The organism is Brevundimonas sp. (genome assembly GCF_036405315.1).
GTDB lineage: Bacteria > Pseudomonadota > Alphaproteobacteria > Caulobacterales > Caulobacteraceae > Brevundimonas.
This window is the reverse complement of record NZ_DASWXW010000179.1, coordinates 1-19,962: the sequence shown is the minus strand read 5'-3', so window position 1 is coordinate 19,962 and position 19,962 is coordinate 1. Positions and strand designations below refer to the sequence as shown.

Annotated in this window: 24 protein-coding genes; 2 read left to right on the top strand and 22 right to left on the bottom strand. The window is 68.8% G+C overall.

From position 1 onward, the window contains the following. The 5 genes from fba to VGE49_RS11175 form a co-directional block, all read right to left on the bottom strand. Positions 1–868 (bottom strand): class II fructose-bisphosphate aldolase (gene fba, locus VGE49_RS11195; protein ID WP_331034630.1); only part of this gene is annotated, 868 nt, incomplete at its 3' end. A gap of 64 nt (positions 869–932) precedes the next feature. Next, positions 933–1,970 (bottom strand): tetraacyldisaccharide 4'-kinase, encoded by a 1,038-nt coding sequence (lpxK, locus tag VGE49_RS11190; protein ID WP_331034629.1) that lies wholly within the window; start codon positions 1,968–1,970, stop codon positions 933–935. After that, entirely contained in the window at positions 1,967–3,268 is a 1,302-nt protein-coding gene (locus VGE49_RS11185; RefSeq protein ID WP_331034628.1) for a 3-deoxy-D-manno-octulosonic acid transferase, read from the bottom strand. The genes lpxK and VGE49_RS11185 overlap by 4 nt, the downstream gene beginning before the upstream one ends. A 2-nt stretch (positions 3,269–3,270) precedes the next feature. After that, positions 3,271–3,957, bottom strand: a complete 687-nt coding sequence (locus VGE49_RS11180; RefSeq protein ID WP_331034627.1) for a lysophospholipid acyltransferase family protein — start codon at positions 3,955–3,957, stop codon at positions 3,271–3,273. Beyond that, positions 3,954–5,807: an ABC transporter ATP-binding protein gene (locus tag VGE49_RS11175; protein ID WP_331034626.1), complete on the bottom strand. Its 1,854-nt coding sequence runs from the start codon at positions 5,805–5,807 to the stop codon at positions 3,954–3,956. The genes VGE49_RS11180 and VGE49_RS11175 overlap by 4 nt, the downstream gene beginning before the upstream one ends. 91 nt (positions 5,808–5,898) lie before the next feature. Here VGE49_RS11175 and VGE49_RS11170 point away from each other — a divergent pair, with 91 nt between their 5' ends. Then, the gene (locus VGE49_RS11170; RefSeq protein WP_331034632.1) at positions 5,899–6,564 is read left to right on the top strand and encodes a protein tyrosine phosphatase family protein; all 666 of its coding nucleotides are present in this window, start codon (positions 5,899–5,901) and stop codon (positions 6,562–6,564) included. A gap of 3 nt (positions 6,565–6,567) precedes the next feature. Here VGE49_RS11170 and VGE49_RS11165 read toward each other — a convergent pair whose 3' ends face one another. From VGE49_RS11165 to VGE49_RS11130, 8 genes are all read right to left on the bottom strand, one after another. Beyond that, positions 6,568–6,774, bottom strand: a complete 207-nt coding sequence (locus VGE49_RS11165; RefSeq protein WP_331034625.1) for a hypothetical protein — start codon at positions 6,772–6,774, stop codon at positions 6,568–6,570. After that, a complete protein-coding gene (locus VGE49_RS11160) occupies positions 6,771–6,956 on the bottom strand; it encodes a hypothetical protein (protein ID WP_331034624.1) in 186 nt (61 codons plus the stop codon). Before VGE49_RS11160 ends, VGE49_RS11165 begins: the two co-directional genes overlap by 4 nt. 99 nt (positions 6,957–7,055) lie before the next feature. After that, positions 7,056–7,292, bottom strand: a complete 237-nt coding sequence (locus VGE49_RS11155; RefSeq protein ID WP_331034623.1) for a DUF4170 domain-containing protein — start codon at positions 7,290–7,292, stop codon at positions 7,056–7,058. Positions 7,293–7,320: 28 nt separating this feature from the next. Continuing rightward, on the bottom strand, positions 7,321–8,115 hold the full coding sequence (locus VGE49_RS11150; RefSeq protein WP_331034622.1) for a 3'(2'),5'-bisphosphate nucleotidase CysQ: 795 nt from the start codon (positions 8,113–8,115) through the stop codon (positions 7,321–7,323). Beyond that, a complete protein-coding gene (locus VGE49_RS11145) occupies positions 8,112–9,458 on the bottom strand; it encodes a TldD/PmbA family protein (RefSeq protein WP_331034621.1) in 1,347 nt (448 codons plus the stop codon). Before VGE49_RS11145 ends, VGE49_RS11150 begins: the two co-directional genes overlap by 4 nt. A 43-nt stretch (positions 9,459–9,501) precedes the next feature. After that, complete coding sequence (locus VGE49_RS11140; protein ID WP_331034620.1) at positions 9,502–9,897, bottom strand: MAPEG family protein; 396 nt, start codon at positions 9,895–9,897, stop codon at positions 9,502–9,504. A gap of 2 nt (positions 9,898–9,899) precedes the next feature. Next, a complete protein-coding gene (locus VGE49_RS11135) occupies positions 9,900–11,732 on the bottom strand; it encodes a M14 family metallopeptidase (protein ID WP_414643642.1) in 1,833 nt (610 codons plus the stop codon). 44 nt (positions 11,733–11,776) lie between these two features. Next, positions 11,777–11,920 carry a hypothetical protein gene (locus VGE49_RS11130; protein ID WP_331034619.1) on the bottom strand — a complete coding sequence of 48 codons (144 nt, stop codon included), beginning with the start codon at positions 11,918–11,920 and terminating at the stop codon, positions 11,777–11,779. 21 nt (positions 11,921–11,941) lie between these two features. Between VGE49_RS11130 and VGE49_RS11125 the strand changes: the two genes are divergently transcribed. Then, positions 11,942–12,202, top strand: coding sequence for a hypothetical protein (locus tag VGE49_RS11125; protein WP_331034618.1), 261 nt, complete (start codon positions 11,942–11,944; stop codon positions 12,200–12,202). Positions 12,203–12,232: 30 nt separating this feature from the next. Here the strand turns inward: VGE49_RS11125 and VGE49_RS11120 are convergent, their stop codons facing one another. From VGE49_RS11120 to VGE49_RS11080, 9 genes are all read right to left on the bottom strand, one after another. Further along, a complete protein-coding gene (locus VGE49_RS11120) occupies positions 12,233–12,445 on the bottom strand; it encodes a hypothetical protein (protein WP_331034617.1) in 213 nt (70 codons plus the stop codon). A gap of 32 nt (positions 12,446–12,477) precedes the next feature. Next, positions 12,478–14,007, bottom strand: a complete 1,530-nt coding sequence (locus tag VGE49_RS11115) for a UbiD family decarboxylase (RefSeq protein WP_331034616.1) — start codon at positions 14,005–14,007, stop codon at positions 12,478–12,480. 10 nt (positions 14,008–14,017) lie between these two features. Next, a complete protein-coding gene (locus VGE49_RS11110; protein WP_331034615.1) occupies positions 14,018–14,656 on the bottom strand; it encodes a Pr6Pr family membrane protein in 639 nt (212 codons plus the stop codon). Next, positions 14,656–14,904, bottom strand: coding sequence for a helix-turn-helix domain-containing protein (locus tag VGE49_RS11105; RefSeq protein WP_105562921.1), 249 nt, complete (start codon positions 14,902–14,904; stop codon positions 14,656–14,658). The genes VGE49_RS11110 and VGE49_RS11105 overlap by 1 nt, the downstream gene beginning before the upstream one ends. A 40-nt stretch (positions 14,905–14,944) precedes the next feature. Continuing rightward, on the bottom strand, positions 14,945–15,799 hold the full coding sequence (locus VGE49_RS11100) for an aldo/keto reductase (RefSeq protein ID WP_331034614.1): 855 nt from the start codon (positions 15,797–15,799) through the stop codon (positions 14,945–14,947). Positions 15,800–15,844: 45 nt separating this feature from the next. Beyond that, positions 15,845–16,711: an alpha/beta hydrolase family protein gene (locus VGE49_RS11095; RefSeq protein WP_331034613.1), complete on the bottom strand. Its 867-nt coding sequence runs from the start codon at positions 16,709–16,711 to the stop codon at positions 15,845–15,847. A gap of 51 nt (positions 16,712–16,762) precedes the next feature. Further along, complete coding sequence (locus tag VGE49_RS11090; RefSeq protein ID WP_331034612.1) at positions 16,763–17,551, bottom strand: TraB/GumN family protein; 789 nt, start codon at positions 17,549–17,551, stop codon at positions 16,763–16,765. Between the two features lie 23 nt (positions 17,552–17,574). After that, the gene (locus tag VGE49_RS11085) at positions 17,575–19,410 is read right to left on the bottom strand and encodes a gamma-glutamyltransferase family protein (protein ID WP_331034611.1); all 1,836 of its coding nucleotides are present in this window, start codon (positions 19,408–19,410) and stop codon (positions 17,575–17,577) included. A 138-nt stretch (positions 19,411–19,548) separates the two neighbouring features. Next, positions 19,549–19,962, bottom strand: a 414-nt coding sequence (locus VGE49_RS11080) for a biopolymer transporter ExbD (RefSeq protein ID WP_331034610.1), incomplete at its 5' end; no start/stop codon positions are given.

The window sequence follows — 19,962 nt, the reverse complement described above, 5'->3', positions numbered from 1 at the left end:
TGCGGACCGCGCCGGTCATGGCCATGCGGTTGTCGGTGTCGATGTTGATCTTGCGCACACCGTGCTTGATGCCGCGCTGAATCTCCTCGACCGGCACGCCCCAGGTCTGGGGCATCTGGCCGCCGTAGGCGTTGATGATGTCCTGCAGGTCCTGCGGCACCGAGGACGAGCCGTGCATGACCAGGTGGGTGTCGGGCAGGCGGCGGTGGATTTCCTCGATCACGTTCATGGCCAGGACATCGCCGTCCGGCTTGCGGCTGAACTTGTAGGCGCCGTGGCTGGTGCCCATCGCGATCGCCAGGGCGTCGACCTTGGTGGCGCGCACGAAGTCGACAGCCTGATCGGGGTCGGTCAGCAGGGCCGAGTGGTCCAGCTTGCCCTCGAAGCCGTGGCCGTCTTCGGCCTCGCCCATGCCGGTCTCCAGCGAGCCGAGCACGCCCAGTTCGCCCTCGACCGAGACGCCGCACGCGTGGGCCATTTCGGTGACGCGACGGGTGACGTCGACGTTGTATTCGTAGGAGGCGGGGGTCTTGGCGTCTTCTTCCAGCGAGCCGTCCATCATCACCGAGGTGAAGCCGTACTGGATGGCGGTGGCGCAGGTGGCCGGGCCGTTGCCGTGATCCTGGTGCATGCAGACCGGGATGTGCGGATACAGTTCGGCCAGGGCGTCGATCAGCTTGGCCAGGACGATGTCGTTGGCGTAGCTGCGGGCGCCGCGCGAGGCCTGGATGATGACCGGGGCGTTGACGGCGTCAGCCGCCTCCATGATCGCCAGGCCCTGCTCCATGTTGTTGATATTATAGGCGGGCAGGCCGTAGTCGTTCTCCGCCGCGTGATCGAGCAACTGTCGCAGCGTGATGCGCGCCATGGGGTAGTCTCCTGAGCCGGAATAATTTGCTCAGGCTTTAGCCCGAAGGGGCAGGGAAGTCACGTCAGCTGGTGGACGATGAGACGTGAGGCCGGCGGATCAGGGCGGCGGTTAGAAACTCCGCGAACCTCGCCTCCTCCTCGAACCGGGCGAGGACAGGCCAGGCGCGGATCCTTCCACGCCATTCGGGCGGCAGGCGCACCCAGTCCTTCTCGGTCGTGACCAGCCCGGCGTCGAAAAGGGCCGCCCGATCCGTCAGCAGGGCGAAGTCGCGCTCCGTCAGGGCGGCGTGGTCGGGGAAGGGGACGAAGTCCTTCAGGTCGCAGCCGGCGGCGATCAGCGAGCGTTCGACCTTCCACGGCTTGGCGATGCCGGCGAAGCCGACCTGGGGTCCCGACGGCGGTGCGGCGGCGGGCTCCAGCCGGGCGATGAAGACGGGCAGGGCGTCGAAGGTCGCGACCAGTTCCGGGTCCGCTTCGGCCAGGTCGGCGGGCAGCAGGATGACCACCGCGTCGGCGCGGGCCAGACCGGCCTTCAGCGGCTCGCGCATCGGGCCTGACGGGAAGACCGAACCGTCGCCGAAGGGCCATTCGTCGCCGCGCGTCTCGCCGTCGACCACGATCAGGCTGAGGGTCTTCCTCAGCGCTGGGTTCTGGTGGGCGTCGTCCAGCACCAGGGCCTCGGCGCCCGCAGCGACGGCGGCCCTGGCTCCGGCCGTGCGGTCGCGGGCGATCCAGGCGGGGGCGTCTTGGGCCAGCATCAGCGGTTCGTCGCCGACGTCGGCGGCGGTGTGGACGGCCAGATCGACCTGAACCGGGCCTTGCAGCGTGCCGCCATAGCCGCGCGACAGGGCGGCGGCCTTGATCCCCTGTGCGTGCAGCAGGCGCAGCACCTCGCGCGCGATCGGGGTCTTGCCCGAACCGCCGACCGTCAGATTGCCGATGGAGACGACGGGCGCGCCGGGATCGACGGGCGCAGCGCTGGCGATGCGGCGGGCGGTGACGCCGGCCCAGATCCATGAGGCGGGCTTGAGCAGCATCCGCGCCACCGGGGCGTGCCGGCGGTCGCGGCTGTACCACCAGCGGGGCGTGTTCAGCTTCATCGGCGGCCTCGCGAGGGGGCGGCGGGCAGGTGCGCCTGCAGCGCCAGCCATAGCCGGTCCAGCCCGGCGGCGGCCTCGGCGGCGGCGCGGCGGGCGCGCTCGCCCATGTCGCGAGCGGCGTCGGGGTCGGCCAACAGGGGGCCGACGATGCCCGGCAGTTCGGCGGGCGACAGCACCGAGAGCAGGCCGCCGGACTGTTTCAGCATTCGCGTGACCGCCGTCCAGTTGCTGGCGTCGGGGCCGGTGACTATGGGCTTGCCCAGACGCGCCGGCTCCAGCGGATTGTGCCCGCCGACGGCGCCGCCGCCGAGCGCGGGCGCGAATGAGCCGCCCATGACCACCACGTCGGCCAGGCGCATGAACAGGCCCAGTTCGCCCAGCGTGTCGGCCAGATAGATGTCGGTGTCGTCGGTGATCGGCTGGCGCAGGCTGCGCCGGGCGAAGCTGTAGCCGTCCTGGCTCAGCGACCGGGCGATCTCGTCGGCGCGGTCGGGATGGCGCGGGACGACGATCAGGAACAGGCGATCGGCCAGATGGTCCAGCGCCCCGACGATGGCCATTTCCTCGTGCTCGTGGGTGCTGGCGGCGACGACGACGGGGCGGTCGTCGATCAGCGCCGACAGGCGGCCGAACTCGCCCTTGTCATAGGGCAGGGGCTCGCCCGAGAGCTTCAGATTCACCTGACCGTCGACGCGGGCGCCGAGCGCCGTCAGCCGGTCGGCGCTGGCCTGATCCTGGGGCCAGACATGGGCGAAACAGGCCGTCAGGGCGCGGGCCATGCCGGGCGCCTTCTTCCAGCCCTCGGCGGTCTTGTCGGTGATGCGGGCGCTGACCAGGGCCAGGGCGACGCCGCGCTTCTTCGCCGCCGTCAGCAGATTGGGCCACAGCTCGCTTTCGACGAAGACGCCGATGGTGGGTCGCCAGTGGTCGAGGAAGGCGGCCACCGCCGAGGGGCCGTCCACCGGGGCGAACTGATGGATGACGCCGGGCGGCAGGCGCTGGGCCAGAATCTGCGCGGATGTCAGCGTGCCGGTCGTGACCAAGACGGTCACGTCGGGCCGGTCCTTCCTGATGCGCTCGGCCAGGGGAAGGATGGACAGGGCCTCGCCGACGCTGACGCCGTGAATCCAGATCAGCGGTCCGTCGGGCCGTGCGACGCCGGCCAGCCCCAGGCGCTCGTCGACGCGCTGCGGGTCCTCCTTGCCTTGCTTGACGCGGGCGTCCAGCAGGCGAGGGGCCAGGGGCTCCATCAACCGTGTCAGCAGGCGATAGGCGATCAGGGCGGGGCTGAAGATCACGCTCAGACGCGCTCCAGTCCGGTCAGGGCGTCGGCGCGGGCCTCGACCGCGGTCAGGCGTTCGGTCCAGTCGGCGGCGACCTCGGACAACTCGGCGCCTTCAGGATACCAGGCCTTGTCCCAGACGACGGCGCCCTTGCCGAAGGGCAGGGGCAGGACGGCCTTGTCCCAGCTGTTCAGCCGGATCGCCGGCTTGCACGACAGGCCGATGAACAGGACAGGCGCGCCCGAGATCTTCGCCATCAGGGGCAGACCTTCGGCCATCTGACGCGCCGGGCCGCGCGGACCGTCCGGCGTCACCGCCAGGGCGCCGATCTTCAACTGCTTGAGGCCGTCGCGCAGGGCCTGGGTGCCGCCCTTGGCCTGCTTGGCCTTGTCCTTGTTGGCCGAGGACCCCCGCACGGCGGGAATGCCCAGGCGCGCCACGGCCTTGGCGATGAACTCGCCGTCGGCGCTCAGCGAGACCAGCCCCTTGACCGACTGCGCCCGCTGCATGGGCCAACAGACCGGCCCAAGGGCGATGCGCGAGTGCCAGAAGGCGCACAGGACGCCGCCGCCCTCGGCCCAGACCTCTTCGGCGACCTGTTCGTTTTCATGGGTCCAGCGGATGGTGGCGAAGCAGAGCCGCATCCATTCCGACAGAAGCCAGGCCACGGAGGTCTGGACCACCGGGTTGCGCAGCGGCCTCATGCGCCGGTCTCGTCGGGCAGGGACGAAGCGGCGGCGGGCGGCGGGCCGTCCAGCGATTGCTGCCTGGCCAGGCGGGCGTAGAGGCCGCCCTTCTTGATCAGGGCGGCGTGGGCGCCCTTCTCGACGACGCGGCCGGCCTCGACGACATAGATTCGGTCGGCGTTCTGAACCGTCGACAGGCGGTGGGCGATCAACAGGGTGGCGCGGCCCTCCATCAGACGCTCCAGCGCGGCCTGGACCAGGGCCTCGCTCTCGGTGTCGAGCGCCGAGGTGGCTTCGTCGAGCAGCAGGATGGGGGCGTCCTTCAGGAAGGCGCGGGCGATGGCGATGCGCTGGCGCTGGCCGCCCGACAAACGCATTCCCGCCTCGCCAACGCGGGTGGCGTAGCCCTCGGGCAGGGCGGCGATGAAGTCGTGGGCGGCGGCGGAGCGCGCGGCCTCGATGATCTGCTCGGCGGTCGCGCCCCTGCGGCCATAGGCGATGTTGGCGGCGATGGTGTCGTCGAACAGGAAGGGCTCCTGCGTCACCAGGGCGATGCGTTCGCGCAGGGACTGCAGCTTCAGTCCGCGGATGTCCTGGCCGTTGACGGTCACGGCCCCCTCGGTGACGTCGTAGAAGCGCGGCAGCAGCGACAGGATGGTGGACTTGCCCCCGCCCGAGGGACCGACCAGGGCGACGGTCTCGCCCGGCTTCACGCTGATGGAGACGTCCGACAGGGTCGGCGCGCCGCCTTCGCCGCCGTAGGCGAAGGAGACATGGTCCAGCGCCACGGTCAGCGGGCCGTCGGGCAGGTCGGCGGCGTCGGCGGCCTCGCGGATCTCGGGCTCGATGTCGAGCGAGGCGAACAGACGGCGGGCGGCGGTCAGGCCCTCGCTCATCACCGTGGCCAGGTTCGTGACCTGACGCAGGGACTGTCCGGCGGCCAGCAGCAGGCCGATGAAGGCGGCGAACCCGCCCACGGTCATGTCGCCCGACTGGGCGCGGAACCCGGCATAGGCCATGACGGCGGCGACCACGCCCATGGCCACCAGGTCGCTGGACGGACCGGCGAAGGCGCGGGCGTCGGCGCCCTTGATGATGTGGCGCTGGCGGCGCCCCACGACCTCGGCCACGCGGGCCTCCTCGGCCGCCTCGCGGTTCTCGATCTTGATCAGGCGCACGCCGTCGAGATTCTCCATCAGGGCGGTGGAGAGGTTCTCGGTCTCGGTCATGGCTCCGCGCGCGGCCTTGCGCGTCTTGCGACCGAAGCGGCGCAGGATCAGGCTGACCGCCGGCACGCCCAGCAGGACGATCAGCGTCAGCCGCCAGTCGATGAAGGCCATCGACGCGATCACGGCGACCAGGGTCAGGGCGTGCTGGGTGTAGTTGACCACGCCAGAGGTGAAGGCCTCGCGCACCATGTTGGCGTCAAACAGGACCGACGAGACGAAGGCGCCGGAATGCTGGCTGCGCAGACGCGACAGGTCGGCGCGGATCATGCCCGCGAACAGCCGCACCTGGATGTCGCCGACGATGCCGTGGCCCAGGCGGTTGACCAGGGCGGCCTGCCCCAGTGAAGCCAGGGTGCGGGCGACGGCGACGGCGACGATGGCCAGAGGGATGAACAGCAGGGCCTTGTCCGGCGGAATGTCGAACACGCCCCACAGGCGGATCGGCGCGCCCTGCTGCACGAACAATCCGTTGATCGCCGGCTCCAGCAGCTTCAGCAGCGCCGCCGACAATCCGCCCGCCAGGGCCGCGCAGATCATCGAGGTGAACAGCGCCGCCTTGTGCCGCGAGAGATAGTCGCGCCAGATCCGGCCCATCAGGGGGCGAAGCGGTTCAACCTGGTCGGCAGCGGGCGTGGTCATCGGCTCTCGGTCGAACGGGACGGGCGCCAAGTCAAGCCGCACGGCGAAGGCTGTGGGTGACGCGGTGCGGATTCGTCGCTATCTGCGGCATATGGCGCGCTATGATCTGACGACGCTGATGGGCCGGTTCAAGGCGCGTTGGTCCTATTTCTGGGCTGATCACGCCTTCCTGCGTACGGCATTCACCAACGCCCACTGGCTGGGCCCCGACCTGGTGCGCACCAATCAGCCCTCGCCGGGGCAGTTGGCCTATTGGCGAAGGCGCGGGATCAAGACCGTCATCAACCTGCGCGGTCAGCGCGACGAGGCCTATTACTGGCTGGAGAAGGACGCCTGCGAGCGGCTGGGCCTGACCCTGATCGACGCCCCGCTGGATTCGCGCGATCCGCCGGGGCGCGACCGCATCGACCGGGCGCGCGAACTGTTTGGCGCCATCGAGTATCCGGCCCTGATCCACTGCAAGTCCGGCGCGGACCGGGCGGGGATGATGGCGGTGCTGTATCGCCACTTCCACCTGGGCGAGCCGATCTCGGCGGCCATGACGGAACTGGGCAAGCGCACCCTGCACAGCCGCGAGGGGCTGACCGGGGTGCTGGACTATGTGCTGGAGAAGTATGTCGCCGAGGTCGAGCCGACCGGCGTCAGCTTCGAGGACTGGGTCGCCGGCGACGCCTATGATCCCAAGGCGATCCGCGCCGAGTTCAAGGCCGGCTGGTGGGGCAAGCTGGTCGTCGACCGCCTGCTCAAGCGCGAATAGGCGTCAGCCCCAGGGGCCGCGCTTGGGGCCTTGACCGTGCTGGGCCAGTTCGGCGTCGCGGCGCGCCTTGCGGTCCGCCTCCCATTGACGGAACCAGCGCGCATAGCCGCGCTCGCGTCCCAGAACGACCAGCCAGAGCGCCAGAACCGCCAGCAGCGACACCAGGGCCGCGATCTGCTGACCGTCGAGGTCGTAGCCGAACAGGGTCATGGCCGGGGCTCCGGATCGTGGGCGTGATGATGGTGGGTTTCAGCGGGGGTGATGGGGTCGTTCCAGGCGGTGTCCTGGTCTTCGCCCGGACGCGGGGCGTGGGGCGGCTGACGTCGCACCACCCAGACGATCGCGACCACGGCCGCGATCACCAGCAGCAGGACGATCAGGGTGGGGGTCATGTCGATCGGGTCCTTTCAGAAACGCCAAAGGCGGCTGACGAGAAAGCGCGCCAGCCGCCTGTGCGGTTCCGAAACGGCGCCGTGAGGCGCGCTTGAGCCTTAGACGTCGCTGCGCGGGTCGATCAGCTTGTGCGCGTGCAGGATGAAGTAGCGCATGTGGGCGTTGTCGACGGTGGCCTGGGCGCGGGCCTTCCAGGCCTGTTTGGCTTCGTCATAATTGCCATAGGCGCCGACGAACTCGACCTTGGACAGGTCGCGGAAGACCGGCTCGGCCGGGTGGCGCATCTCGCCGCCGATGACGAGGTGAAGCAGTTGGGGGTCGTGGGCGTCAGCCATGGAGCGGGCAATCCATTGCGAAAGGAGGTCAGATGGCCAGCGGGATAGGCGCTGTGCGCCTGACGATCAACGGGTGAAGGGCCGGCGCGGCGCAGATCAGGCTGGTTTGTCGCGGATCAGGGCGATTAAATCGCCAGGTGCGGCCCATATGGTCGCTGACTCTCGCTCCGGCCTCCTCGGCGATCAATGATCCGGCGCAGACGTCCCAGTCCCATTTGGGGCTGATGGCGATGGCGGCGTCGAAGGCGCCGGCGGCGACGAGCGCCATGCGGTAGGCCAGGGCGTTGCGCTTGGTGAAGCGCATTTCCGGCCAGGGCTCGGCCCATTCGCGCGCCTCCATGAGCCGGGCGTCGGCCAGAAGCTCGGCGTCTTCCAGGGTGTCGGTGTCCGAGGCGCTGATGGGGCGGCCCTGAAGCCGGGCGCCGCCGCCCAGGGTGGCCTCGAACACCTCGCCCAGCATGGGGGCGTGGATGACGGCGGCGACGGGGCGGCCGTCCTCGACCACGGCGATGGGCACGCACCACCACGGCTTGTTCTTCATATAGGCCACGGTGCCGTCGATCGGATCGACGACGAAGATGCGCTTTTTCGTCAGGCGTGCGGCGTTGTCCGCCGTCTCTTCAGACAGCCAGCCGTAGTCGGGCCGGGCGGTCAGCAGGGCGTCCTTCAGCAGTTGGTCGACCGCCAGATCGGCGCTGGTGACGGGCGAGCCGCCCTCCTTGGACCAGACCTTCAGCCCCGCCTCGCGATGCTCGAGCGCCAGCCGACCGGCGGCCAGGGCCGCGTCGCGGATCAGTTCGAGGTCAGACAGAAGGTCGGTCATTTTCCGGCGATGGCCACCGCGTCGAACATCAGGGAGGGGCTGTTGAAGGAACCCCGGAACTCCAGATCCGATCCGCGCGTCAGGCGGGCGTAGAGGTCGATCAGATTGCCGGCCACGGTCACTTCGCTGACCGGATAGGCCAGCTGGCCGTCCTCGAACCAGAAGCCGGACACCCCGGCGGACCAGTCGCCGGTGTTGGCGTTCAGCGAGGGGCCGAACATGGAGGTGATCAGCAGGCCCGACCCGGCATCCGCCATCAGGCCCGCCTTGTCGCGCTCGCCCGGCGCCAGATGCAGGTTGTGGGTCGAGACGCCCGACGGTCCCGCCAGGCCGCGCGAGGCGTGGCCGGTCGAGGCCATCCCCAATTGGGCGGCGGCGGCGGTGTTCAGCAGCCAGGTGGTGATGACGCCGTCCTCGACGATGTTGCGCCGCTCGACCGCCACGCCCTCGTCGTCGAACGGGGTCGAACCCAGGCCGCGCGGGCGGAAGGGATCGTCGATCAGGTCGACGCCGACGGGCAGGACCCGCTGGCCCAGCTTGTCCTTCAGGAAGGAGCTGCCGCGGGCGATGGCCGGGCCGGAAACGGCGCCCAGCAGCGGCGACAGAACCTGGGTGGCGACGCGGTTCTCGAAGATGACGGGGGCGGCGGTCGAGGCGATCTTGCGCGGCCCGACGCGGGCTGCGGCGCGCTCGCCCGCCTTCAGGCCGATCTCGGCGGCGCCCGGCAGGTCGGACAGGTAGCGGGTGGCACGGCTTTCGCCGCCGCGCTCCATGGCCCCATCTTTTTCAGCGATGACGCCGACGCCCAGAGAGAAGGCGCTGCCCTTATGACGACCGTCAAAGCCGTGCGAAGTGACCAGTCGCCATTCGCTGGCCGACCAGGAGGCGTGACCGCCCTCGGACTTGGACACGCCCGCGACGCCAAGCGCGGCGGCCTCGGCCTCGGCGGCGGCGGCTTCCAGGGCCTCGGCGGTGCGTTCGGACGGGTCGAACAGGTCGAGGTCGGCGTGCGGACCTTGCGCCAGGCGGTCCTGCGGCGCGAGCGAGGCATAGGGGTCTTCGGGGGCCAGCCTGGCCATGGCCACGGCGCGCTCGACCAGGCGGGCGCGGGTCGCGTCGGACAGGTCGGAGGCGGAGACCGTCGCCTGACGCCGCCCGATGAAGACGCGCAGGCCCAGGTCGCGGGCCTCCTCGCGCTCGACCTCTTCCAGTTCGGCGTTGCGCACGCCGACGGACAGGGAGGCGCGGTGGGCCGAGACCGCCTCTGCGGCGTCGGCGCCGGCCTTCAGCGCGGCGGCGACCAGATCGGACAGGATGTCGGGGGAGGGCGTCTTATCGGACATGCCCCGATATGGCGGACCCGCCCCCGCATCGCAACAAGAAGGCTCAGATCACCGACCAGGCGATCAGGCTGACGGCGGCCACCAGCAGGGCCAGCCAGGTCAGGACCATGCCCGTCACCCGGCCCAGCGAGGGCCCCTTCTGGAACAGCAGACCCAGGCCGTGGATGACCCGGCCCGCGAACAACACGCCGCCGACGCCGTGGATCAGCAGGGGCGGCGCGCCGACAAAGGCCAGCAGGATCAGGCCGCAGATGCCGGCGGGCACATACTCGGCGGCGTTGCCGAAGGCCCGGACCGCAGGGGTCATCTCGGGATTCCCCCCGTCGCCGAACTCGATCATGAACCGACGCCGCCGGCTGACCACGACGCTGGACAGGACCAGCAGGGTCAGGATCAGCAATCCGCCCCAGAGGGCGGCGGCCTGAATCGACGGGACCATGCTCAGTTCTCCCGCCCGACCGGATACAGGCGGAAACGCTGGTCATAGAAGGGCGTGCGTTCGTAGAACCAGGCCAGACGCGCGTCGCCGTCGGCGGCGAAGGCGGGCTCGGCCGCCAGCTTGGCCTCGAACTCGGCCTTCAGCGCCGGGTCGGCGGCCAGCATCTTCTCGGCCAGGGGGGCGATGGCGTAGGCCTCGATGTATTCGACGCGGTTCAGCACCTCGGGGAACATGCCCCAGGAGAAGAAGCTCTCGGACGACTGCGGCTCCAGCAGCAGGATGGCGACGTCGCCCATCGGCTGATCGGTCGGCACGCGCACCGAACCGACGGGGAAGGTCCAGTCTTTCGCCTCAGGACGGACCTCGCCGACCGTGATCGGCACATGGCCTTCGTTGGTGCGGGCCGAGACCTTGGGATCGACCAGGCGCAGCATGTCGACGGCGACGGTGCGCGGCGCGGTCAGGGTCTCCATCTGCACGCCGTGGGTCCGCAGCCGCTCGATGATGTCGGCGCGATAGGACGGCACCCAGTAGGCGGTCGGGCGCTTCAGCGTCAGGGTCGGGTGCGAGCCGAAGTAGGGCACCTGCCACAGCTCCGGATCCGGCTGACCCAGCCAGCGCAGTTCGGGACGGCCCGAGGCGGCGCTGTCGTAGGTCTCGTAGAGGATGCCCTTGAACGGGCGCATCCGCGTCGGCTGCTCGTCGCCGACGAAGTTGGCGGGCAGTTCGGCGGGGCGCAGGGCGCGGTCGGCGGTGATGGCGGCGCGCAGGGTCTGCGACTTGTCGGCCAGCAGCTTCAGGGCTTCTTCCAGGAAGACATAGGTCCCCAGCACCCGCTGCTCGTGCGGCTTCAGGCTGTGGTTCTCGATCAGGATGGTCGGGACGTGGGCCGCCGAGCCCCAGCCGTTCGAATAGCGCTCGCCCAGACCGCCGTCGTTCATGCCCTTCTTGGGATCGCGGTCGTCGATGGCGAAGACCAGTTCGCCGGGGATGTGGCCCTGGGCTTCCAGCGCGGCGTTCATGTCGGGCTTGAAGGCGTCGTCCAGCCATCGGGCGATGGCCGGGCTGCGGCTCCAGACGCCGTCCTCGCCATTGTAGCCGTAGGTGACGTCGTATTGATAATCGATGCCGTCGGTGACGTGGATGTCGACGTAGAGATCGGGATTGTACTTGTGGATCAGGCCCATGACGGCCTGCATTTCGGCCTGATCCAGCTTCATGAAGTCGCGGTTCAGGTTCTGGTTGGTCGCCGTGTGACGCCAGCCCTGATTGCGCGGCCCGCGCTGGTTGGGGCGGGAATAGGCGCTCGTTCGCTCATGCCCGTCCACGCTCAGGATGGGGATCAGGATCAGGTTGGCGCGGTCCAGCAGGCCGTCCTTGCCGTAGAAGGCCATGTCGCGCAGCAGCATCATGCCCGCGTCCTTGCCGTCGATTTCACCCGGATGGATGCCGGCCTGGGCCAGCAACACAGGCTTGGACGGGTCCAGGGTCGCGCCGTCCTTCGACGCGATCACCGCGTAGAGGGGACGGCCTTCCGGCGAGACGCCGAACTGCTCGATGCGGATCAGATCGCTGGCCGCGTCCAGCCGGTCGAACCAGGCGCGGGTGTCGGCGTAGCTGGGCGAGAAGTCATGCGCCGCATCGGCCTCGAAGGCCGTGACCCACGGGTCGGAGGCGTCGCGCAGCAGGGCCCTGGATGCGCCGCTCCACGCGGGCGCGGGCGGCAGAAACGCCTGGTCCCACGGCGCGACGTTGGAAACAGAGGTCGGGGTCTGGGACATGGCGGGACTCGATGCGAGCGCCGCGATGGCGGCGAGGAACAGGCTGATACGCATGATCCCTGTCTTCCGTCGTCGCGGCCTCGCTTGCAAGTCTGCTGTCAGCCGCGGCGGCGTTTGGCTTCCAGTCGATCAATGGTTTCTTGCAGTTCCTGGCGTCGGTCGTTGTGGGTCCGCCATTCCTCGCGCTGGGCTTCGGTCAGGGTTCCAGCCGTGTCGGCGTCCTGGAGGTCGGCGATCTTCACGTCGAGTTCGGAGACCTCGTCGTGAGCGGCATCGAGGCGATTCTGCTCAGCTTGGCTAAGGCGCGGGCGGGGGCGCGATGGGGTCCGGTTCATGGCGCCCGCTCCGACACGCACCTGGGCGTCAGCCGGCGAAGGCGCAGTCATGACGACGGGCGTGGCGAGAAGAGCGGCGAGAAGGATAGGGAGAACGCGGGTCATCTTGCCTCCGGCGACTGGAAGCAGGAAGGCTATGACGAGATTACAGCCCCGTCATCTGAAAATCGCATTTCAGACACATTTTGAGAAACGTCGCTTTCTGAACTGCCCTGCGGTTCAAGCCCCCGTCACAATGGACCAGCCGCCGACCGCCGCAAGGGCCGCTGCCGACCGGGCCATCTGCCACAGGCTGTAGAGCAGGACCACGGCCAGGGCGCCGACCGCCACTCTGCGCCAAGGCGCGAAGGCCGCCGTCGCCGTTCCCGCGACGAAGACGGCGACGCCGATCCACAACGGCTCTGAGCTGAAGAAGAACTCGAAAGCGCTCACTTGCGGCCCCCCGGCGCTGCTAACGGCTCAACCTATTTCCAGATGGGCGTCTTGTCGCCCGGCAATCCCAGGCGGTCCCAGAGGTCGTTGACCCGCTCGACCACGGCCTCGTCCATGCGGATCTCCTCGCCCCATTCGCGCTTGGTTTCCGGCTCCCACTTGTCGGTGGCGTCCAGACCGATCTTGGAGCCCAGCCCGCTCTCGGGGCTGGCGAAGTCCAGATAGTCGATGGGGGTGTTCTCGATGACGGTGATGTCGCGCGCCGGGTCCATCTTGGTCGAGACGGCCCACATGACGTCCTTCCAGTCGCGGGCGTTGATGTCGTCGTCCACCACGATGATCCACTTGGTGTACATGAACTGGCGCAGATAGCTCCAGCAGCCCATCATCACGCGCTTGGCGTGGCCCGGATAGGCCTTCTTCATCGACACCACGGCGATGCGATAGCTGCAGCCCTCGGGCGGCAGCCAGAAGTCGGTGATCTCGGGGAACTGCTGGCGGATCAGCGGGATGAAGACCTCGTTCAGCGCCTCGCCCAGCACGGACGGTTCATCTGGCGGACGGCCGGTGAAGGTGGTCAGATAGATGGGGTCCTTGCGCATGGTGATGGCGTTGACCTGGAAGACGGGGAACTTCTCGACCGAGTTGTAATAGCCGGTGTGGTCGCCGTAGGGGCCTTCGTCCTCGAACTCGTCCAGCAGGACGTGGCCTTCCAGCACGATCTCGGCCTGGGCCGGGACCATCAGCGGCACGGTCTTGCACGGGACCAGTTCGGCCTTGGAGCCGCGCATCAGGCCCGCGAACTGATACTCCGACAGGGTCTCCGGCACCGGGGTCACGGCGGCCAGGATGGTGCCGGGGTCGGCGCCCAGAACGACGGCGCAGGGCAGGGGCTCGCGCTTGCCCGCCTTCTTGTGCCGGGCGTAGTGCTGGGCGCCGCCGCGGTGGGCCAGCCAGCGCATGACAGCCTTGTCCTTGCCCAGGACCTGCATCCGATAGATGCCCAGGTTGAAGTCGTCCTCGCGCTCGTCCGACGGTCCCTTGGTCACGACCAGACCCCAGGTGATCAGCGGCGCCGGCTCGCCGGGCCAGCAGCCCTGAATGGGCAGGGCGGTCAGGTCGATCTGATCGCCCTTCAGCACGACTTCCTGAACCGGGGCCTTCTTCACCGTCTTGGGCCGCATGGACATGACGGTCTGGGCCAGGGGCAGCATCTCCATGGCGTCCCCGAAGCCGCGCGGCGGCGTCGGGTTGCGCAGGAAGGCCAGCAGTTCGCCGACCTCGCGCAGTTCGCCGGCCGTGGTGCGGGTCTTGCCCTCCAGCGTCACGCCCATGGCGACGCGCTTCACCGTGCCGAACAGGTTGGCCAGGCAGGGGATGGGGCTGATCGAGCCGTCGGGCATGACCGGCTTCTCGAACAGGACCGCCGGTCCGCCGTTGCGCAGCAACCGAGTCTGGATCTCGGTCATCTCCAGATGGGTGGAGACGGGCTCCGAAACGCGGACCAGTTCGCCGTCGGCTTCGAGGGTCGCAATGAAATCGCGCAGGGACTTGTAGGCCATGCGGTGAGGCTTAGGCGGACGCGAGCCGTCTGTCACGCCGTCCGAAGGTGCGATCGATCGCCACGACGATCAGGCCCACGATCAGGAAGAAGGCCAGCAGGCCCGCGAAATAGATCATGGCCTTGCCCAGCCCCAGCGTGTCCACGTCGACGAACCAGTAGGGCCACCAGCCGCTCAGCTTGCCGTGCGCCAGCGTCCAGCCGCCGTAGATCAGAACCACGACCAGCCACTTGGCCGGATCGACCCAGCGCAGCCGCCCCTTGGGTGTGAAGGCCAGCCAGTCGACCACGAAGGCGGCGGGCATGACGTAGTGCAGCAGGTTGTTGGCGAGCAGGGCCCAGCCCTGCGGGTCCCAGATGCCGGCCAGCAGGAAGTGATAGGTCAGGCCGACCACGACGATATACATGGCCACCGCCGCACGAACCCCCTCGCTGAGCGACCAGCGCCCCAGACGGCTGTTCGGCGCCACGGCCGGCGCCGTCAGGGCCAGGGCGACCAGAAGGTTCGACAGGATGGTGAAGTAGCTGAAGAAGTTCAGCGTCAACTCGCCCGCGCCCATCTGCGGATTGCCGCTGATCATCAGCCAATATTGCAGGATCAGCGCGAACCAGCCGACGCAGGCGAAGGCGGCGCGATAGAGGCGGGCCATCAGTATTCGGGCCGGTCGGCCGCCAGCGCCCACACCGGCAGGCGCAGAGCGCGGGTGGCGGCGTCGATGCCGGCGGAATCCAGATGCTCGCGACCCGCCTCGATGCGGCGCAGGGCCTCGGGCGTGAGGTCGAGGGCGGCGGCCAGATCATCGGCCGCGACGCCCCGATGGTCGCGCCAGCGCCGGATGCGGGCGCCGACGACGGCGTCCATCGGGTCAATCCCCGGAAAGCCCAGAACCGAACCCATGGCGTCCTCCCCGACGCTGGCGTCCTATGACGCTCTCAGGTCAGGCATCCTGATCCCATTGGAAGGCGGCGTCCAGCCAGTCGCCCAGGCGGCCGTCGGGCCGGTCCAGGCCGGAGATGCGGGCCATCTCGTCCGCCGACAGTTCGAAGTCGAAGATGTCGAAATTCTCGGCCGCGCGGCTCTCCTTGGCCGTGCGTGGAATGGCGACCACGCCCTGCTGGATGATCCAGCGCAGCGTCACCTGGCCGTTAGTCTTGCCGTGCGTTTTAGCGATATCGCCGATCACGGCGTCGTCGGCGATCTGACCCTGGGCCAGGGGCGACCAGGCGGTGATGGACGAACCCAGTTCGCGCGCCGTCTCGATCAGCGTCTTCTGCGACAGATAGGGGTGATACTCGACCTGATTGGTGATCAGCGGCGCCTGCGACAGTGCGGCCGCCTCGCGGAACAGGGCCGAGGGGAAGTTCGACAGGCCGATGTGGCGCGTGAAGCCCTGTTCCCGCGCCGCGTTCAGGGCGCCGATGGTCTCCTCCAGCGCCGGCGTCGGCTTGGGCCAGTGCAGCAGCAGCAGGTCAGGCGTCAGGCCCAGGCTGGTCGCCGATTCTTCGGCCTGACGCAGCAGGGCGTCCTCGGTGAAATGCTCGACCCAGATCTTGGTGGTGACGAAGACGTCGTCCCGGGCCACGATCCCCTCGGCCACGGCGTCGGCTATGCCGTCGCCCACGGCCTTCTCGTTCTTGTAGATCCAGGCCGTGTCGATATGGCGATAGCCGATGCGCAGGGCCTCACGGACCATGCGCCGGGCGTCCTCGGCCTCCAGCTGCCAGGTGCCGAAGCCGAGAAGCGGGATCTCCACGCCCGAGGCGATGATGGTCGGCTGGTCGGAATAGGGCATGGGTCGGCTCCGCGCGGTCAGGGAGCGTTCGATATAGGCGCCGTTTCAGGCGTCGCCATTGTCCAGCCAGTGGAAAATCCGGTCCCACAAAGGCTCCATCCCCTTGCGAAAGGCGCCCTCGTGGCCGATGCGCCGTGCGTTGAAATCGCCCGGAGCGTGGAGGCTGATCTCGGACGGGGCCTGGGGATAGACGGTCAACAGATCGCGCGCCGTATTGGGCGTGGCGATGGGATCGTCGGTGAAGATCCACGAGCGGATCGGGGCCGTCACCGCCTCATAATGATGCGGCCGCAGGCTCGTCTCCAGCTCGCGAGAGAAATACTCCCGCTTCAGGCACCAGCGCCGCCAGGTGGTGAAGACCCCGCGCGGCAGGTCGGTCCCGCCCCACAGGCCGCCGCCCTTGATATAGCCGTGCCGCATCAGGCTGAACGGGCCGAAACCCAGCCAGAAGAAGAGCTCCAGCGGGTTGTAGCTGCGGTGGTGCCCGCCCCACCAGCCGGTGCCGACCGAGACGAAGGCGTGACGCTCTATGCGGTCCTGATTATGCATGAAGCCCAGGAAATGCCCGCCGACGCTGTGGCCCACATGAACCACGCGCAGGCCCGGCGCCGCTTCGATCAGGGCGTCCAGAGCGGCGGGCATGTCCAGCCGGCCCCAGTCGGGATAGTCCATGCTCATGGCCGCCAGGTCATCGGGCCGCGACCCGGCGATGCCGCGAAAGTCATAGGTCAGCACCGCCGCCCCGCGCTCGGCCAGATGCCGGGCGAACCGCTCATAGAAGCCCTTGGGAAAGCCGGTGCCGGACGAGACCAGCACGGCCAGACGCGGCTCAGCCGCCGCTGTCAGCCGCATCGACAGCGGATAGCCGTCGGCGGCCGGGGCGGTGAAGTCGCGGGTCACGAGCTCGGTCATCGGGTCCGTCCTGTTTGGAAACGAACTCTAGGCGATTGACGCGGCGTCAGGTCAAGGCTTGGCGGGTTCGGAGGCGGTGGTCGGGCCGAGCGCCAGGACGCCGTCGAAGGCGCCGTCGCCATAGGGCTGGACGATCACGCCGCGCGCCGCTTCGTCGTAGGATGCTGGCAGGGGGGCGGGGCCGCAGCCGTCGCTACGGCAGTTCCAGGACATTCCGCCCTGTTGAACGACATAGAGGCTGACGACTTCAGCGGACGGCAGGTGGACGACGGCGGGCGTCAGGCTCATGCGTTCGATCGTCTTCCTCTGGGCGTGGATGTTGCCGACCAGAACCAGCATCCGGCTGTCAGGCGCCTTGCGGGCGGCGGTCGCCAGCCGGTGGCCCATGTCCAGGTCATAGTAGGACTGGCTGAAGCCCTGAACGCGCGGGCTGTCGGGCGCGAAGGCGACGACCTTGAGGCTGGGTGTCTCGCGCTGCATCGCGCGCAGACGCAGCAGCAGGTCCAGCATGGCCACGCTGCCGCGCCCGTCGTGGTGGACGAAGGGACCGTGCGGATAGGCGGCCAGGATCGCGCGGGCCGCTTCGTCGCTCTCGGCCGCCATGAAGGCGTCCAGCATGGGCTGCATGCCCTCCGAGAACTCGAGCGCGACCGTCACCGGCCCTTTGTCCCGCGCTGCGCAGACCAGGTCGGCGAAGGCGGCGGGCGTCTCGGTCGTGCCGTGCATCTCGCCGACGACGACGTAGCGGATTTCATCCTTCCACAGGGCCTCGACGCCGGGAACGGGCGTGCAGGCGGAAGGCGCAGCGAGGGCGGCGGCGGCCAGCAGGGGCGCGATCATCGGGTCTTCCTCAATAGGTCCGATCAATAGGCCAGGGCGTTGCCGTCCTTGCGCATCTCGGTCGCCGCGCCGTAGGTCCAGCGGCCCTGTTCGTTGATCTGCTTCATGACGTTCTGATAGCCGCCGAAGCCGCCGTCGGGCGGGCCGAGGTCCCAGCCCATGGCGGTCAACTGCTGCTTGGTGGCTTCGGGCACGCCGGATTCCAGGTGCAGCTTGCCCACGCCCTCGGCGGGCTGGCCGGTCGGTTCGGAGGAGCCGTAGTGCTGCCAGCGGGGGCTGTCGCCGGCCTCCTGCGGGTCCAGGCCGTAGTCGACCATGTTGATGATGATCTGGGCCTGGCCCTGCGGCTGCATCCCGCCGCCCATGACGCCGTAGGCCATCCACGGCTCGCCGTCCTTGCAGGCGAAGCCGGGGATGATGGTGTGGAAGGGCCGCTTGCCGGGCGCATAGACATTGGGGTGGCCGTCGCTCAGGGCGAACAGCTCGCCCCGGTCCTGGAACATGAAGCCCAGGGTGCCGCCGTCCGGGCCGTCGGGCGTCAGGCCCGAGCCCATGCCGCGATAGTTGGACTGGATCCAGCTGACCATCATCCCGTCCTTGTCGGCCACGCTGAAATAGGTGGTGTCGCCCTGGGTCGGGGCGTCGCCGGGGAAGACGCGGTCCATGACGCGGTTCGGGTTGATCAGCTTCGCCCGCTCGGCGGCGTAGGCCTTGGAGTTCAGCCATTCGGTCGGGGCCTTGGCGAAGCGTTCGTCGGCGAAGTAGCGGGCGCGGTCTTCGAAGGCCAGGCGCTTGGCCTCGGCCTGGACGTGGATGGAGGCGGCGGACTGGAAGCCCATGCCTTTCAGGTCGAACTGCTCGCAGATGTTGAGGATCTGGTTGGTCGACAGGCCCTGGGTGTTCGGCCCCAGAGAATAGACCTCGACCCCGCGATAGGTGGTCATCAGCGGCTCGACCCATTCGGTGCGGTGGGCGGCCAGGTCGGCGCGGGTCATCCAGCCGCCGATGCGCTTGAAATAGCGTTCGATGTGGTCGGCGATGGCCCCGTCATAGAAGGCGTCGCGACCGCCCTCGGCGATCATCCTGTAGGTGCGGCCCAGGTCGGGGTTGGCGAAGACCTCGCCCGTCTTCGGCGTGCGTCCGTGCGGACGCCAGACCTTCTTGCGGTTGTCGTTCTCTTCGATCTGGGCGCTGGCGCGGTCGAAACCGGCCATGTTGCGTTCCAGATACCAGGCGATGACCGAGGGCATGGGCACGCCCTGTTCGCACAGTTCGGCGACGGGGATCAGGACGTCCTTCCACGGCAGCTTGCCGTAGCGTTGGTGGGCGCTCCACCAGGCGTCGACCGTGCCGGGCACGTTGACGGTCACGGCGCCGTATTTGGGCAGATAGCCGTCGGGGCCGGCCTTGGACTGCGCGGTCGCCAGCGACAGGCCGCGCGGGCTGTTTCCCGAACCGTTGAAGCCGACGACCTTCTTTTGCGCCGGGTCCCACATCAGGCCGAAGGCGTCGCCGCCGATGCCGTTGGCGGTCGGCTCCAGGAAGCCCAGGGCGGCGTTGATGGCGATGGCGGCGTCGATGGCCGAGCCGCCGCGCCTCAGGGTGTCCAGACCGATCAGGGTGGCGGCGGGGTGGGCCGTGGCGGCCGCGCCATTGGCGCCCCAGACCGTCGAGCGACCGACGAACTTGGGCCCCGTCACCCGGTCGCCGATGCCGACCCCGGCGTAAGGGTCGGCCGGGCGAGGCGAGGGGGCGGCTGTCATCCTGGTCGTCGGGGTCGTGGTCTGGGCGGCGACCGATCCGGCTCCGGCCAGAAGGGCGCCTGCGGGCAGGGTGGACAGGAAGGTGCGGCGACGCATGGTGTGACTCCCCCGAAAACTGGTGGACCGCATCAAGGACCGGCCTTGCGTCGGGGGCAAGCACGCGATGGCGTTCAGGCCAAGAAAAAGGGCCGCTCCCGGAGGAACGGCCCTGATTCATGAGAGCGGAGGTAAGTCCTACTCGATGTCTTCGTTCAGAAGGCCGACCTTGTAGAAGCCGTTTTCCTGAAGCTTGTTCATGACTTCCATGAACTGGTTGTACTTCACCTCTGCCTGGGCGCGGACGAAGACGCGCTCTTCGCGGCAGTCCGTGGCCACGGCCTGAGCCGAGCAGACGTCGGCCGGCAGGGTCGCGATCGAGGTTTCTTTCTCGGCGATGTAGATGCTGCCCGATTCCTGGATCGTGATGTACACGGGTTCCTTGGGCTTGTCGGTCGGCGACGGCGGGGTCGCCGGCGGCAGGTCCAGCTTGATCGACACGGTGGCCAGCGGCGCGGCGACCATGAAGATGATCAGCAGCACCAGCATGATGTCGACGAACGGCGTGACGTTGATGTCCGCGTTCTGTTCGATCGTTTTGCCACCCTGGCC